Source organism: Nocardioides szechwanensis, assembly GCF_900103935.1.
GTDB classification, from domain to species: Bacteria; Actinomycetota; Actinomycetes; order Propionibacteriales; family Nocardioidaceae; genus Nocardioides; species Nocardioides szechwanensis.
Genome location: NZ_FNIC01000006.1, coordinates 292224 through 307072, shown reverse-complemented (window position 1 = coordinate 307072; position 14849 = coordinate 292224). Strand labels below are relative to the sequence as shown.

General features: G+C 70.6%; 13 protein-coding genes and 2 rRNA genes. 6 read left to right on the top strand and 9 right to left on the bottom strand.

Annotated features, from left to right (window positions below):
• From BLR90_RS15710 to BLR90_RS15700, 3 genes are all read left to right on the top strand, one after another.
• Positions 1-163, top strand: a 23S ribosomal RNA gene (locus BLR90_RS15710); the annotation flags it as partial.
• A gap of 137 nt (positions 164-300) precedes the next feature.
• Positions 301-417, top strand: a 5S ribosomal RNA gene (gene rrf / locus BLR90_RS15705).
• A 92-nt stretch (positions 418-509) separates the two neighbouring features.
• Positions 510-1457 carry a hypothetical protein gene (locus tag BLR90_RS15700; protein WP_091026186.1) on the top strand — a complete coding sequence of 316 codons (948 nt, stop codon included), beginning with the start codon at positions 510-512 and terminating at the stop codon, positions 1455-1457.
• A gap of 19 nt (positions 1458-1476) precedes the next feature.
• Here the strand turns inward: BLR90_RS15700 and BLR90_RS15695 are convergent, their stop codons facing one another.
• Positions 1477-1986 (bottom strand): hypothetical protein, encoded by a 510-nt coding sequence (locus BLR90_RS15695; RefSeq protein ID WP_143016236.1) that lies wholly within the window; start codon positions 1984-1986, stop codon positions 1477-1479.
• Between the two features lie 48 nt (positions 1987-2034).
• Between BLR90_RS15695 and BLR90_RS15690 the strand changes: the two genes are divergently transcribed.
• Positions 2035-2958, top strand: a complete 924-nt coding sequence (locus BLR90_RS15690; RefSeq protein WP_091026158.1) for an alpha/beta fold hydrolase — start codon at positions 2035-2037, stop codon at positions 2956-2958.
• A 164-nt stretch (positions 2959-3122) separates the two neighbouring features.
• Positions 3123-3641 (top strand): DUF3145 domain-containing protein, encoded by a 519-nt coding sequence (locus BLR90_RS15685; protein WP_245715347.1) that lies wholly within the window; start codon positions 3123-3125, stop codon positions 3639-3641.
• Positions 3642-3656: 15 nt separating this feature from the next.
• Here the strand turns inward: BLR90_RS15685 and BLR90_RS15680 are convergent, their stop codons facing one another.
• The 7 genes from BLR90_RS15680 to BLR90_RS15650 all read right to left on the bottom strand — a co-directional run bounded on the left by BLR90_RS15680 (position 3657) and on the right by BLR90_RS15650 (position 10683).
• Positions 3657-4106, bottom strand: coding sequence for a hypothetical protein (locus tag BLR90_RS15680; protein WP_091026156.1), 450 nt, complete (start codon positions 4104-4106; stop codon positions 3657-3659).
• Between the two features lie 77 nt (positions 4107-4183).
• Positions 4184-5626, bottom strand: coding sequence for an acyl-CoA carboxylase subunit beta (locus BLR90_RS15675; protein WP_091026155.1), 1443 nt, complete (start codon positions 5624-5626; stop codon positions 4184-4186).
• The gene (locus tag BLR90_RS15670) at positions 5626-6879 is read right to left on the bottom strand and encodes a beta-ketoacyl-[acyl-carrier-protein] synthase family protein (protein WP_091026154.1); all 1254 of its coding nucleotides are present in this window, start codon (positions 6877-6879) and stop codon (positions 5626-5628) included. Before BLR90_RS15670 ends, BLR90_RS15675 begins: the two co-directional genes overlap by 1 nt.
• 12 nt (positions 6880-6891) lie before the next feature.
• Complete coding sequence (locus tag BLR90_RS15665; RefSeq protein WP_091026153.1) at positions 6892-7137, bottom strand: acyl carrier protein; 246 nt, start codon at positions 7135-7137, stop codon at positions 6892-6894.
• A gap of 57 nt (positions 7138-7194) precedes the next feature.
• The gene (locus BLR90_RS15660) at positions 7195-8196 is read right to left on the bottom strand and encodes a beta-ketoacyl-ACP synthase III (protein WP_091026152.1); all 1002 of its coding nucleotides are present in this window, start codon (positions 8194-8196) and stop codon (positions 7195-7197) included.
• Entirely contained in the window at positions 8193-9380 is a 1188-nt protein-coding gene (locus BLR90_RS15655) for an acyltransferase domain-containing protein (protein WP_091026151.1), read from the bottom strand. Before BLR90_RS15655 ends, BLR90_RS15660 begins: the two co-directional genes overlap by 4 nt.
• Before the next feature lie 79 nt (positions 9381-9459).
• The gene (locus BLR90_RS15650) at positions 9460-10683 is read right to left on the bottom strand and encodes a PucR family transcriptional regulator (protein WP_245715346.1); all 1224 of its coding nucleotides are present in this window, start codon (positions 10681-10683) and stop codon (positions 9460-9462) included.
• Between the two features lie 184 nt (positions 10684-10867).
• On the opposite strand from BLR90_RS15650, the gene BLR90_RS15645 reads away from it, so the two are divergent.
• Entirely contained in the window at positions 10868-11842 is a 975-nt protein-coding gene (locus BLR90_RS15645; RefSeq protein ID WP_245715345.1) for an alpha/beta fold hydrolase, read from the top strand.
• Positions 11843-11896: 54 nt separating this feature from the next.
• Here the strand turns inward: BLR90_RS15645 and aceE are convergent, their stop codons facing one another.
• Entirely contained in the window at positions 11897-14620 is a 2724-nt protein-coding gene (gene aceE / locus BLR90_RS15640) for a pyruvate dehydrogenase (acetyl-transferring), homodimeric type (RefSeq protein WP_245715352.1), read from the bottom strand.
• Positions 14621-14849: the final 229 nt, after the last annotated feature.

Sequence of the window (14849 nt, the reverse complement as noted above, 5' to 3'; positions counted from 1 at the left end):
AGTGATAACCGCTGAATGCATCTAAGCGGGAAGCACATTTCAAGATAAGGTTTCCCACCACAATTGTGGGTAAGGCCCCCAACAGACTATTGGGTTGATAGGCCGGAGGTATACAGCAGCAATGCCTAGCCGACCGGTACTAATAGGCCGAGGGCTTGTCTTCACAAACCCTCAACCAAAACCACAAACCGCGCACACCACAAACGACATGTTTGCGTCCACAACCAAGTTCCACCCCGACCGGTGGCCACCCCCAAAACAATAGGGGGATGGCCAGACCGGGAACTGGGGTCATAGAGTTACGGCGGCCATAGCGTCAGGGAAACACCCGGTCCCATCCCGAACCCGGAAGTTAAGCCTGACAGCGCCAATGGTACTGCAACCGAGAGGCTGTGGGAGAGTAGGACGCCGCCGGACAAACACCTCGTAGAGGCCACCGTCATGGTGGCCTCTACGCTATTTAGGACTCATCACCGCGGCCCAGGGCCGCACTCGAAAGGTTGGACATCGTGGCTGAGGAACGTCGAGGCCAACGGCCCGCACGCAGCGCAGGCGGCAAGCCCGCGAGCGGCAAGCCCACCGGAGGTCGCTCCGGTGGCAAGCCCGGCGAGGACCGTCGCGGCAGCAAGCCCGGCGAGGACCGTCGCGGCAGCAAGCCCGCCGGTGACCGCCGCACCGACCGCCGTTCCGGAGGCGACAGCAAGGGCCGGCCCGCGCGCTCGAGCGACTGGAAGCGCCCCGAGGACAAGCAGGCGGCGCGCACCCAGGAGCAGGCGCTGTACGACGGTCCCGAGCTGCCCGAGGACGTGACCGGCCAGGAGCTGGACCGCGCCATCGGCGCCCAGCTCAAGGGTCTGCCGGAGAAGCTCGCCAACCGGATCGCGCGGCACATGGTGGCCGCCGGTCAGATCCTCGACGAGGACCCCGAGATCGCCTACCAGCACACGCTGGCCGCGCGTGCCCGCGCTCCGCGCCTGGCGGTCGTGCGTGAGGCCACTGGTGAGGCCGCCTACGCGGCCGGTCACTACGCCGAGGCGCTCGCCGAGCTGCGTGCGGCCAAGCGGATGAACGGCGCCACGGCGTACCTCCCGATCATGGCCGACTGCCACCGCGCGCTCGGTCACCCCGAGCAGGCGCTCAAGCTCGCCAAGAGCCCCTCGGTCGCCAACTTCGTCCCGGAGGCCAAGGCCGAGATGACGCTGGTCGAGGCGGGCGCCCGACGCGACATGGGTCAGCTCGACGCGGCCCTGCGCACCCTCGAGCTCGCGCCGCTCACGTCCAAGAGCCGCGCGCCGTGGGTGACCCGGCTGCGCTACGCCTACGCCGACACCCTCGAGGCGGCCGGTCGGGACAACGACGCGCTCATGTGGTTCCACCGGACCCAGGCCGTCGACGGCGACCAGCTGACCGACGCCGCTGAGCGTGCCGAGCAGCTGGAGAAGCGGCTCGAGCGCTGAGCTCAGCCTGGATCCGGGCTCAGCGCGACAGGATCCTGACGACGCTCCCGGAGCCCGCCTCGTGCGTGCCCCACTGGAGCCCGTCGCGGTAGCCGAGCCGCACCCGGTCGATGACCGCGATCGCAGGCTCGGAGCTGCTGATCTCGAGCACGATGTCGTCACCGGCGGCGAAGGTCTCGCCCTTGGGGTTGACCAGCTCCTCGCAGAAGGACTCAGGCGCCGTCGTCACCCCGATGGTCCCGCCCCGGCACAGCAGCGGGACCACGCGCACCGCGGTGTTGCTGGTCGTGTGCACCTTGACCCCCGACAGGTGCAGTGTGCGCCCGAAGTCGGCCCCCGGGGCGAAGACGCCGACGTAGACCGGCTGGTCGACGGGCGTCGAGGCCGAGATCGTCCGGTCCGAGGTCGGCAGCTCCGTGGGGCTGTTGACGTACCAGACGGTGACGGCGAGCACCGCGGCCGCCACCAGCGCCCAGACAGCGAGCCGCCAGCGAGGGCGTTGCTCGACCTGGAGGGGAGCAGTGGACATGGGCCGAGACTAAGGCCTGAGGGGCCCCGAAGGTGACAGACTCCGGCCATGAGCAAAGTCCAGCGTCCCTCGCTCGAGGGCACCGTCGCCGTTCGCGGCGGGCGACGCCTCAGCTTCGCGGAGTACGGCGCGCCGCGCGGCCCGGCCATCGTGTGGATGCACGGCACCCCCGGAGCACGGCGACAGATCCCGTTCGAGGCGCGCCTGTATGCGGCCGAGCACGGCCTGAGGATCATCGGCATCGACCGCCCCGGGATCGGGTCGTCGACTCCGCACCTCTACCGGGACCTCCTCGACTGGACCGGTGACCTCGAGGTCCTCCTGGACGCCCTCGCCGTCGACACCTGCCGTCTGATCGGCCTGTCCGGTGGCGGCCCCTACGTGCTCGCGGCCGGCGCGGCCATGCCCGAGCGGGTGCACGGCGTGGGTGTGCTGGGCGGGGTGGCGCCCACTGTGGGGGAGGACTCCATCGAGGGCGGAGCCATCCAGCTGGCCGTGCTCCTGTCCCCGGTGCTGAGGCTCGCCCGGATCCCGCTCGGGTTCGTGCTCAACCGGGCCATCCGCCTGGTCAAGCCGCTCGCCGGCCCGGGCCTGGATCTCTACGCTGCCGTGCAGCCGCTCGGGGACAAGAACCTGCTGTCGCGACCTGAGTTCAAGGCGATGTTCCTCGACGACCTGCTCAACGGGAGCCGGTTCCAGACCTCGGCGCCGATCAGCGACCTGGTGCTCTTCACCCGCGACTGGGGCTTCCGGCTGGCCGACGTGACCGTGCCGGTGCGCTGGTGGCACGGCGACGAGGACCACATCGTCCCGTTCGCGCACGGTCGGCACGTGGTCGACCGGCTGCCCGACGCCACCCTGAGCACCATCGACGGCGAGAGCCACCTGGGCGGTCTCGGCATCGCCCAGGACGTGATCTCGACCCTGATGGAGCTCGGCCCCCGACGTACCACCCGCAGCGCCTCAAGCTGACCCGTCGCTAACTTTGCGACGGGTCAGCGGTGGATCTGGTGCTCAGGGGTCTCATAGGTCACAATGGGGGACATAACTACACACGTGTCACACGACTGATCCGTTCATCGAATGCGAGACCGCTGGGGAAGGCGTAGCTCGCGCCGACGATGAAGGAGGTCACCGTGACCGCACGCACTGCCACCCACGCTGCGACGAGGGGCGTTCTCTACGTCCACTCGGCGCCCTCAGCGTTGTGCCCGCACATCGAGTGGGCCGTCGGGGGCGTCCTTGGCGTCGCCATCGACCTTGGTTGGACCCCGCAGCCCGCCCAGGCCGGCGCTTACCGCGCCGAGCTCTCGTGGGCCGGGTCCGCAGGGTCAGCGGCCGGCATGACCTCCGCGCTGCGTGGCTGGAACCACCTCCGCTTCGAGGTCACCGAGGAGCCGACATCGGCCTCCGAGGGGACCCGCTTCTCCTACACCCCCGAGCTGGGTGTCTTCCACGCCGTCACGGGCATCCACGGCGACATCATGATCCCCGAGGACCGGCTCAAGGCAGCTGTCGTGAAGGCGGCGCTGGGCGACACCACGTTGCTGGTGGAGATCGACCGGCTGCTCGGGAAGCCGTGGGACGACGAGCTCGAGACGTTCCGGCACGCGGGCGAGGGTGCCCCGGTGCGCTGGCTGCACCAGGTGGTGTGATCCCGGGCGGTCCGGTCAGCGGGGCCGGATCAGGCGGAAGTAGCCCGGCTTCACCCAGCCGACGTGGGCGTCGAAGTTGTCGTACCAGACGATCTTCATCCGCATCCTGAAGCGCCCGGGGGTCGTGGAGGCCCGGCAGATGCGCCAGTAGCGGGTGGCGGTGGCGGGGTCGGACTCCGGGGCCATCACCGCCGAGGTGAGGGTGTCGCCACCGGGCTCGACCAGGAACACCTCGGCGGTCCAGTCGTCGCTGGGAGGGTTCACGGCGTAGCGGTACTTGTAGTAGCGACAGCCCTTGCGCAGCACCTGGTCGGGAGCGCGGGTCATGCCCCACTGCTTGTAGCGCGCCGCCGGGTCCGTCGTCTCCGCGCCGGCAGCGCCCATCGACGGGGGACTGACCGCGCCGAGGCCGAGGCTCAGCCCGAGGAGCAGGCTGAGCGTTCCGATAATCGCCGTGCGCAGCATGTTTGGGCCTCCGGGTGTGTGACGGACGTCATGTACAACGCAGTGTCACCTGTCCGGTTACGCCGGAGCACGGCGGGTCAGAGCGGGATGTTGCCGTGCGCCCCGTGGAGCACGCCGTGGGTCTGCACTGCCTCGTCGATGGCCCGAGCGATCGCGGAGCGGGTGCGGTCAGGTGCCACGACCTCGTCGACCACGCCGATCTCGACCGCGCGCTCGACCCCGCCGGCGATCCGCTCGTGCTCGGCGGCCAGCTCGGCCTCGACCTGTGGGCGCAGGTCGGGGGTGACCTCCGCCAGCTTGCGCCGGTGCAGGATGCGCACCGCGGCGACGGCACCCATGACCGCGACCTCCGCCCCGGGCCACGCGAACACCTTGGTGGCGCCGAGCGAGCGGGCGTTCATGGCGATGTAGGCGCCGCCATAGGTCTTGCGGGTCACCAGCGTCACCCGCGGGACCACGCACTCGCCGAACGCGTGCAGCAGCTTGGCGCCTCGGCGTACGACGCCGTCCCACTCCTGGCCGACGCCGGGCAGGTAGCCGGGCACGTCGACCAGCACGATCAACGGAACCCCGAAGGCATCGCACATCCGCACGAAGCGGGAGGCCTTCTCGGCCGAGAGCGAGTCGAGGCAGCCGCCGAGGCGCAGTGGGTTGTTGGCCACGACGCCGACCGTGCGGCCGCCGAAGCGGCCGAGGGCGGTGACGATGTTGGGGGCCCAGCGGGCGTGGAGCTCCTGCATCGAGCCCTCGTCGAGCAACGACTCGACCAACGGGTGAACGTCGTAGGCGCGCTTCTTGGACTCGGGCAGCAACGCCTCGAGGTCGCGGTCGTCGACCTTGTCGACGCGCAAGCTGCCCTGGGAACCCAGCAGCGAGGCCACGTCGCGGGCACTGTCGAGCGCGTCCTGCTCGCTCTCGGCGAGGATGTGGACGACGCCGGAGCGGCGGCCGTGTGGCTCGGGACCGCCGAGTCGCAGCATGTCGACGGCCTCGCCGGTCACGGACCGCACGACGTCGGGTCCGGTGACGAAGATCCGCCCCTCCGGCCCGAGGATGACGACGTCGGTCAGCGCCGGCCCGTAGGCCGCGCCGCCGGCGGCCGGCCCGAGCACGACCGAGATCTGCGGGATCTTGCCGGAGGCCTGGGTCATGATGTGGAAGATCCGGCCGACCGCGTGCAGCGACAGGACACCCTCCGCGAGGCGCGCACCGCCGGAGTGCCAGAGGCCGATGATCGGCAGCTGGTCGGTCATCGCGCGGTGGTAGGCGTCGACGACGACGCGGCAGCCGAGGTCGCCCATCGCGCCGCCCATGACGGTGGCGTCGGAGCAGAAGGCGACCACGCGGGTGCCGTCGACGAGGCCGACCGCGGCGATCATGCCCGAGTCGTCGTCGGGCGTGATCAGCTCGAGCGAGCCCTCGTCCATCAGCGCCCGCAGCCGGGTGACCGGGTTGCGGGGGTCGTCCTCGCGGGGCACCTTGACCGGCTTCGGGACCCGCTCAGTGGTGGGCGCGGTCATCACGCAGAACCGAACGCCACGGCGACGTTGGCGCCGCCGAAACCGAAGGAGTTGTTGAGCGCCGCGATGTCGCCGAGTGGCAGGTCGCGCGGCTTGGTGGCGATGTCGAGCTCCACCTGCGGGTCGAGGTCGTCCAGGTTGATCGTCGGGGGTACGACGCGGTGGTGCAGCGCCAGCACGGTCGCGATCGACTCGAGGGCGCCCGCGCCGCCGAGCAGGTGTCCGGTCATCGACTTGGTGCTGGTGACGATCACGTTGCCGACGTGGGAGCCCAGCGTGGCGTGGAGCATCAGACCCTCGGCGATGTCACCCAACGGGGTCGACGTCGCGTGGGCGTTGACGTGGAAGATGTCGGACGCGGTGATCCCCGACTCCTCGAGCGCCCGCAGGATGGCCCGGGAGCCTCCCCGGCCCTTGGGGTCGGGCTGGGCGATGTCGTGGGAGTCGGCGGTGATGCCGGCCCCGAGCACTTCGGCGTAGATCTTCGCGCCGCGCGCCTTCGCGTGCGCCTCCGATTCGAGGACCAGCACGCCGGCGCCTTCGCCGAGCACGAACCCGTCCCGGCCGGTGTCCCACGGACGCGAGACTGTCGTGGGGTCGCCGGTGTTCTTGGACAGCGCCATCATGTTGGCGAACGCCGCCATCGGCAGCGGGTGGATCGCCGCCTCGGTGCCACCGGCGACGACGACGTCGGCCCGGCCCAGACGGATCTGGTCGACGGCGAGGGCGATGCCCTCGTTGCCCGACGCGCACGCCGACACCGGGGTGTTGACGGCCGCGCGGGCTCCGACGTACAGGCTGATGTTGGCGGCCGGTGCGTTGGGCATGAGCATCGGCACCGCAAGGGGAGAGACCCGGCGGGGGCCCTTCTCCTTGAGGATGTCGTAGTTGGCGAGCAGGGTGTTGACCCCGCCGATGCCGGACGCCATGGCGACGCCCACGCGGTCGCCGTCGACGCTGCCGTCCTGGACGGAGCCCTCGAGGCCGGCGTCACGCCAGGCCTCCATGGCGGCGACCATCGCGAACTGCGACGAACGGTCGAGCCGGCGCGCCTTGACGCGCTCGAGGACCTCGGTCGGCTCGACGGCCACGCGGCCGGCGATCTTGACCGGCATCTCCGCAGCCCACTCGTCGGTGAGCTCACGGATGCCGGACCGCCCGGCGACCAGGGCCTCCCACGTGCTCTCGACGTCACCCCCGACAGGGCTGGTGGTGCCCAGGCCGGTAACGACGACGCGGATGCGGTTGCTCATGACGTTTCTCTCTCAGGCCTGGGCGCGCTCGATGAACGCGACCGCGTCACCGACGGTCTTGAGGTTCTTGACCTCGTCGTCGGGGATCGAGACGCCGAACTTCTCCTCGGCGGCCACGACCACCTCGACCATGGACAGCGAGTCGACGTCGAGGTCGTCCACGAAGGACTTGTCGAGTTGGACGTCGTCGGCGTCGATGCCGGCGACCTCGTTGACGATCTCGGCGAGGTCGGTGCGGATCTCTTCGGTGGTTGCCATGTGGGCTTCCTTCATCTCGATGTGATTTCTTGGGGCGTTTGCTTGGGGTGGTGCAGATCAGGGGATGACGACGACCTGGGCGGCGTAGGCCAGCCCGGCGCCGAAGGCGATGAGCAGGGCGGTGTCGCCCGACTTCGCCTCGCCGTCGGCGATCATCCGGTCGAGCGCGAGCGGCACGGACGCGGCCGAGGTGTTGCCCATCTCGGCGATGTCGCGGGCGATCTTGACGGTGGCGGGCAGCTTCATCGACCGGGCCAGCGCGTCGATGATGCGCATGTTGGCCTGGTGGGGGACGAAGCAGTCGAGGTCGTCGACGGAGACGCCGGCGCGGTCGAGCGCCTCCCGGCCGACCTTGGCCATGGAGAACGCCGCCCAGCGGAAGACCGCGTTGCCCTGCATCGTGAGGTGGGGCATCGACGGCTTCTCGCTGGCGATGACCTCGCGCCAGTCCTCGACCTGCCGGATGTGGTCGAAGTGCTCGCCCTGCGAGCCCCAGACGACCGGACCGATGCCGGGGGTGTCGCTCGGTCCGACGACGACCGCGCCGGCGCCGTCGGCGAAGATGAACGCGGTGCCGCGGTCGGTGGGGTCCGTGATGTCGGAGAGCCGCTCGACCCCGATCACCAGCACGTGCCGGGCGCTGCCCCCGCGCACGAAGTCGGAGGCCATCGCGACGCCGTGGCAGAAGCCGGCGCACGCTGCGGAGATGTCGAAGGCGGCCGCGTCGTCAGTGCCGAGCTCATAGGCGATCGCGGTCGCGATCGCGGGCGTCTGCATCATGTGGCTGACGGTGGCGACGACGACGCAGTCGATCTGGCGGGCGTCGACGCCGGCGCGCTCGAGGGCGACCCTGGCTGCGGCCACGGACATCGCCTGGACGGTCTCGTCGGGGCCGGCGATGCGGCGGCTCTTGATGCCCGAGCGCTGCTGGATCCACTCGTCGCTGGAGTCGATCGCCTCGACGATCTCGGCGTTGGGGACCGACCGGACAGGCCGGTAGGCGCCGACGCCCAGGATGGCGGCGTACGGCGTGCCGGTGCTCGTCGCGAGCCCGGTCACGAGTAGCTGCCCACGGGGTGGAGGCGGACCAGCGGCTGGCCGGGGGAGACCGGGTCGCCGTCCTCGACGAGCCACTCGACGATCTCGCCGCCGTGGGCCGAGGTGATCACGACCCGGTCGCGCGAGCTGGCGACGTCACCGAGCGTGGCGCCGGCCTCGAGCACGTCGGCCTCGGCCGCGGCGCTGTCGAGGTGGAAGGTGCCCTTGGACGGGGAGACCACCATCCGCCAGGTGGGCGTGGCGTGGATCAGCGAGCCCTCGCCGTGCTTGTCGCAGAAGGCGCGGGCGTCGTCGAGCTGGTCGGGGGTCTTGAGCGCGAACGTCTCGACGCCCTTGAGCGCACGCTTGGCGATGCCCGTGAGGGTGCCGGCCGGGGGCATCTCGAGGATGCCGGTGACGCCCAGGTCGGCCATCGCGTCGAGGCAGAGGTCCCAGCGGACCGGGCTCGCGATCTGGCCGACGATGCGCTTGAGCACCTCGACACCGTCGTGGATGACGTGGCCGTCGCGGTTGGAGATGAGGGGGATGCGCGGGTCGTGCACGGAGACCGACTTGGCCAGGCGGGCCACGTGGCCGACGGCGGGCGCCATGTGCTCGGTGTGGAACGCGCCGGCCACGGTGAGGGGCAACAGTCGCGCCTTGGCCGGTGGTGCCGCGGCGAGGGCCGCGAGCTGGTCGAGGGTGCCGGCGGCGACGATCTGGCCGGGGCCGTTGTCGTTGGCAGGGGTGAGGCCGTGCTCGGCCAGTGCGGCGAGCACCTCGGCGCGGTTGCCGCCGAGGACGGCGGTCATGCCGGTCGGGGTCTGGGCCGCGGCGGCGGCCATCGCGTTGCCGCGCTCGCGGACCAGGACCATCGCCTGCTCGGCGGTGATCGTGCCGGCTCCGGTCGCGGCCGCCAGCTCGCCGACGCTGTGCCCGGCCACGGCGCCGACCCGTTCGAAGGCGTCGCTGGGGTGGGGGAACAGCTCGAGCGCGGCCACCAGGCCGGTCCCGACCAGGAGCGGCTGGGCGATCTTGGTGTCGCGGATCGTGTCGGCGTCGGACACGGTGCCGTGGTGGGCGAGGTCGACCCCGGCCACCGTGGAGAGCCACTCGAGCCGCGCGGCGAAGACCGGGTCCTCGAGCCAGGGCACGAGGAAACCGGGAGTCTGGGCACCCTGACCGGGCGCGACGATGACGAGCACTCCACCACTGTGCAGGTCGGGCGGGGCGCGACGCGCCTCCGACGCCGACGAAACTGGGGTGCAGTTCTTTGTAGGTTTTCTACAAACCTACGGTCGGTCGCTCGGTGGGCGTCTCGGTGCCCCGGCCGGACTGGCGGCCGAGGACCAGCGCGATCTGGAGGGTCAGCGCGTCGCGGTGGTGCGCGGGGGTGTAGCCGGTCACGTCGCCCACCTGGCGCAGCCGGTAGCGCACGGTGTTGGCGTGCACGAAGAGGGCACGTGAGGTGGCCTCCAGCGACGAGCCGGTCTCGAAGTAGGCAGCCAGGGTCTCGATCAGGGTGCCGCGTGCCTCCAGGAGCGGCAGGTAGACCTCCTCGACGAGGTGGCGGCGCGCGTGTCCGTCGCCGGCGAGGGCACGCTCGGGGAGCAGGTCGCTGCTGCGCACCGGCCGCGGCGCCTCCGGCCAGCCCGAGGCCGCGCGGTAGGCCGAGAGCGCGGCCCGCGCGGACAGGTGGGCGTGGCTGAGGTCCTCGGTGACCGGCCCGACCACGACCGGCCCCGCCCCGACCAGCTCCACGATCGGCTCGGCGGCCGCCTTGGCGTCGGCGACCCCGCCGAGCAGCACCACGAGCCGATCGCCCTGGACCGCGCAGAGGGCGTCGAGGCCGGCGGCCCTGGCCACCCGCCGTACGGCGTCGAAGAGGTCGGTCTCGGTGCGTCGCTCCGGCATCGCGGCGAGTACGACGGCGACCTGGCCGCGAGCGCCCCAGCCGACGGCGCTGGCGCGGGACAGCACGGACTCGTCGGGCTCGGCGCGCAGGACGGAGTCGACGACGAGGGCCTCGAGGCGCGCGTCCCAGGCGCCGCGGGCCTCGGCGGCGCGGGCGTAGACCTCGGCGGTGGCGAACGCCACCTCCCGGGCGTAGCGCAGCACAGCCGCGTGCACCGCAGGCAGGTCGTCGGGGTCGAGCAGGCCGTCGATGTTGCTCTCGACCACCTCGATGGACAGGCGGACCAGGTCGACGGTCTGCTGGAGGGTGATCACGCCGGCCAGGGCGCGGGGGGCGGCGCCGAAGATCGAGGCGGCCAGCGCGTTGCCGTCGGCCTCGGGCACCTCGGCGTCGGCGCCGTACCAGTCGACGAAGCCCTTGATGCCCGCCTGGACGATGAGTCCGACCCAGGACCGGTCCTCGGCGCTGAGCTCGCGGAACCACGGCATGTCGGTCTCCATGCGCGCCATCGCGGTCGTGCTGAGGGCGCCCGTGGACCTTCGGAGCGCGGTCGCGGCACGCGCGCGGGGGTTGGAGGTCGGACGACGAGGCACGAGATCGAGCCTATGCCCTCACCCCGGAGGGGGAAGACAGACCCGATCAGGCACCATCGCCTAGTCCAAGAGGGCTAGGAACCCCTACAAATCAAGGGAAATCGGTCCAACACTGGGTGACAGCCCTACCAAGGCAGGAAGTCGTCTGATTGAATCTTTGAACGCCGATCCCCAGGAGGTTCCGGTGGCTGAGACGCAGCACGAGGCACAGCACGAGGTGCAGTTCCTCACGATCCACGGTCACCGGCGCGCCTTCGTGAAGGTGGGGCAGGGTCCTGCGGTCCTGCTGCTGCACGGGCTGGGCTGCGACCACACGACGTGGGAGCCGGTGATCGACACCCTGGCCAAGCGCTACACCGTGATCGCCCCCGACCTGCTGGGCCACGGCATGTCCGACAAGCCCCGCGCCGACTACAGCGTCGGCGGCTACGCCAACGGGATGCGCGACCTCCTGACGGTGCTGGGCATCGACAAGGTCACCGTGGTCGGCCACAGCTTCGGCGGTGGCGTGGCGATGCAGTTCGCCTACCAGTTCCCCGAGCGCACCGAGCGGATGATGCTGGTCGGCTCCGGCGGCCTCGGCCCCGAGGTGTCGCCGTTCATCCGTGCGATCACCACGCCCGGCTACCACCAGCTGATGGGCGTGCTCACGCTGCCCGGCGTCCGCCACCTCGGCGTGGCCGGCATGCGTGCGCTGGCCGGCACCGGCTGGAAGGCGACGCGCGACCTCGACGAGGTCGCCGAGATCTACGACTCGTTCAAGGACCCGCACGCCCGGGCCGCGATCCGGCACGTCGTACGCGCCGTCGTGGACTGGAAGGGCCAGATCGTCACGATGGCCGACCGCGCCTACCTCACCGACGAGATGCCGATGGCCGTCGTGTGGGGCCGCGACGACCGGGTGATCCCCGTCCGTCACGCCAGCAACGCCGCGGCGCTGGCGCCCAAGGCGCGGATCGAGGTCATCCCCAACGCGGGCCACTTCCCGCACCGCGACCACCCGCAGCGCTTCGCCAAGATCCTGCACGAGTTCATCCGCTCCTCGCAGCCGGCGTCCTACAGCCGCGCGAAGTGGCGCGGCCTCCTGCGCAACGGCCAGGTCGGCCCGCTCAGCCCGGTCAGCCCGGTCGCCTCGGTCACGAACATCACCAGCGCCTGAAATCACGTTGACCCGCCCGAAAGTTTCGGGCGGGTCAACGTGATTTCGGGCGGATCAGGCGTCGCCGCCCTCCTGCTTCACGTCGGCGACGGCGGTCGGGTCGTCGATGCGGTACTTGGTGAAGGCGTCGACGACCTTGTCGCGGTCGATGGTGCCGGCGTCGGCCAGAGCCTGGAGGGTCTGTACGACGATCGACTCGGCGTCGATGTGGAAGTAGCGGCGCGCGGCGGGGCGGGTGTCGGCGAGGCCGAACCCGTCGGCACCGAGCACGTGGTAGTCGCCGGGGACCCAGCGCGCCATCTGCATCGGCACCGCGCGCATGTAGTCGGACACCGCCACGACCGGGCCGTCGGCGTCGGCGAGCTTGTCGGCGACGTAGGCGCGGCGCGGGGTGTCGCCGGGGTGGAGGAGGTTCCACTCCTCGGCACCGATCGCGTCGCGGGACAGCTCGTTCCACGAGGTGACCGACCAGATGTCGGCGCGCACGCCCCAGTCGTCGGCCAGGATCTGCGCCGCCTTCAGGGCCCACGGCACCGCCACGCCGGACGCCAGGACCTGGGCGCGCGCGCCCTCGCCCTCCGCCTGGGCGATGCGGTGCATGCCCTTGAGGATCCCCTCGGCGTCGACGCCTTCGGGCTCCTTCGGGTGCTGGACCGGCTCGTTGTAGACGGTGAGGTAGAAGATGACGTTCTCGGCGTCCTCGCCGTACATCCGCTCCAGGCCCGACTGCATGATGTGCGCGACCTCGTAGGAGAACGCCGGGTCATAGTGGACGACCGCCGGGTTGGTCGACGCCAGCAGCGGTGAGTGCCCGTCGGCGTGCTGAAGGCCCTCGCCGGTGAGCGTGGTGCGCCCCGCCGTGGCACCGATCAGGAAGCCGCGCGCGAGCTGGTCGGCCATCGCCCAGATCGAGTCGCCGGTGCGCTGGAAACCGAACATCGAGTAGAAGATGTAGAACGGGATCATCTGCTCGCCGTGGGTGGAGTACGCCGAGCCCGCGGCCGTCGCGGAGGCGACGGCACCGGCCTCGGAGATGCCCTCGTGGAGCATCTGGCCCTGGGCCGACTCCTTGTAGGAGAGCAACAACTTCCGGTCGACCGACTCGTACTGCTGGCCGGCCGGGTTGTAGACCTTCGCGCTCGGGAACATGGAGTCCATGCCGAACGTGCGGTACTCGTCGGGAGCGATCGGCACGATCCGCTTGCCGATCTCGGGGTCCTTCATCCAGTCCTTGAGCAGCCGCACCAGCGCCATGGTGGTGGCGATGGAGTTCTTGCCCGACCCCTGCTTGAGCTCGTCGTACATCTCGTTGCCGGGGAGCGTGAGGTTCTTGGCCCGGGTGACGCGCTTGGGCAGCGAGCCGCCGAGCGCCTTCCGGCGCTCGAGCATGTACTGGATCTCCGGGGAGTCCTCGCCGGGGTGGAAGAACGGCGCCGAGCCGGTCTCCTCGTAGGACCGCTCGAGGTCGCGGTCGGAGATGGGGAGGTAGAGCCGGTCGCGGAACTTCTTCAGGTCGGCCGGGGTCAGCTTCTTCATCTGGTGGGTGGCGTTCTTGCCCTCCAGCGCGTCGATCGTCCAGCCCTTGATCGTCTTGGCGAGGATCACGGTGGGCTGGCCGACGTGCTTGGAGGCGGCGTCGAACGCGGCGTAGACCTTGCGGTAGTCGTGGCCACCGCGCGGCAGCTTCTGGATCTGCTGGTCGCTCATGTGCTCGACCATCGCCCGCAGCCGCGGGTCGCCGCCGAAGAAGCTCTCGCGCACGTAGGCGCCGTCCTCGACCGAGTAGGTCTGGAAGGCGCCGTCGGGCGTGGTGTTCATCTTGTTGACGAGCACCCCGTCGACGTCACGGGCCAGCAGCGGGTCCCACTCGCGGCCCCACACGACCTTGATGACGTTCCAGCCGGCGCCGCGGAAGTTGGCCTCGAGCTCCTGGATGATCTTGCCGTTGCCGGTGACCGGGCCGTCGAGCTGCTGGAGGTTGCAGTTGATGACCCAGGTGAGGTTGTCGAGCTCCTCGCGGGCCGCGATCCGGATCGCGCCGAGCGACTCGGGCTCGCCCATCTCGCCGTCGCCGAGGAACGCCCAGACGTGCTGGTCACTGGTGTCCTTGATGCCGCGGTTCTGCAGGTAGCGGTTGAACCGGGCCTGGTAGATGGAGTTGAGGGCGGTCAGGCCCATCGACACCGTGGGGAACTCCCAGAAGTCCGGCATCAGCCGGGGGTGGGGGTAGGACGGCAGCCCCGCGCCGGGCCCGTGCTGGACCTCCTGGCGGAAGCGGTAGAGCTGGGTCTCGCTCAGCCGGCCCTCGAGGAACGCGCGGGCATAGATGCCGGGGGAGCCGTGGCCCTGGATGTAGATCTGGTCGCCGCCGCCCGGGTGCTCCTTGCCGCGGAAGAAGTGGTTGAAGCCGACCTCGTAGAGGCTGGCCGAGGACTGGTACGTCGCGATGTGGCCGCCGACCTCGAGGCCCTTGCGGTTGGCGCTGGAGACCATTACGGCGGCGTTCCACCGGATGTACGCGCGGATGCGGCGCTCGGCCTCCTCGTCGCCGGGGAACCACGGCTCGCGCTCGGGGGGGATGGTGTTGATGTAGTCGGTGCTGCGGAGGGCGGGGACGCCGACGTTGGACTGCCGGGCACGTTCGAGCAGGCGCAGCATGATGTAGCGCGCGCGCTCACGGCCTCGCTCCTGGACCAGGTCGTCGAACGACGCCAGCCAGTCGGTGGTCTCGTCGGGGTCGATGTCGGGCAGCTGGGTCGGGAGTCCCTCGTGGATCACAGAGGGCGCCGAGCCGGAGCGGGTTCCTGAAGTGTTGGGTGTTTCCTCGGTCACCGGTCCATCGTCGCACGCGGTTGATGGGGGAGGAATTTACCCACGGGTAGTCCCATGGCGGGTCCGCCGAGGGCGGCCGGTAACGTGCGGAGCGGTCGCCGGATTCGTCCACGGGGTGCCCGCGAGGTTGCGCCTCCGCGTCAACTCCGGTGGACTACTCCTCACCTGGCCCGCC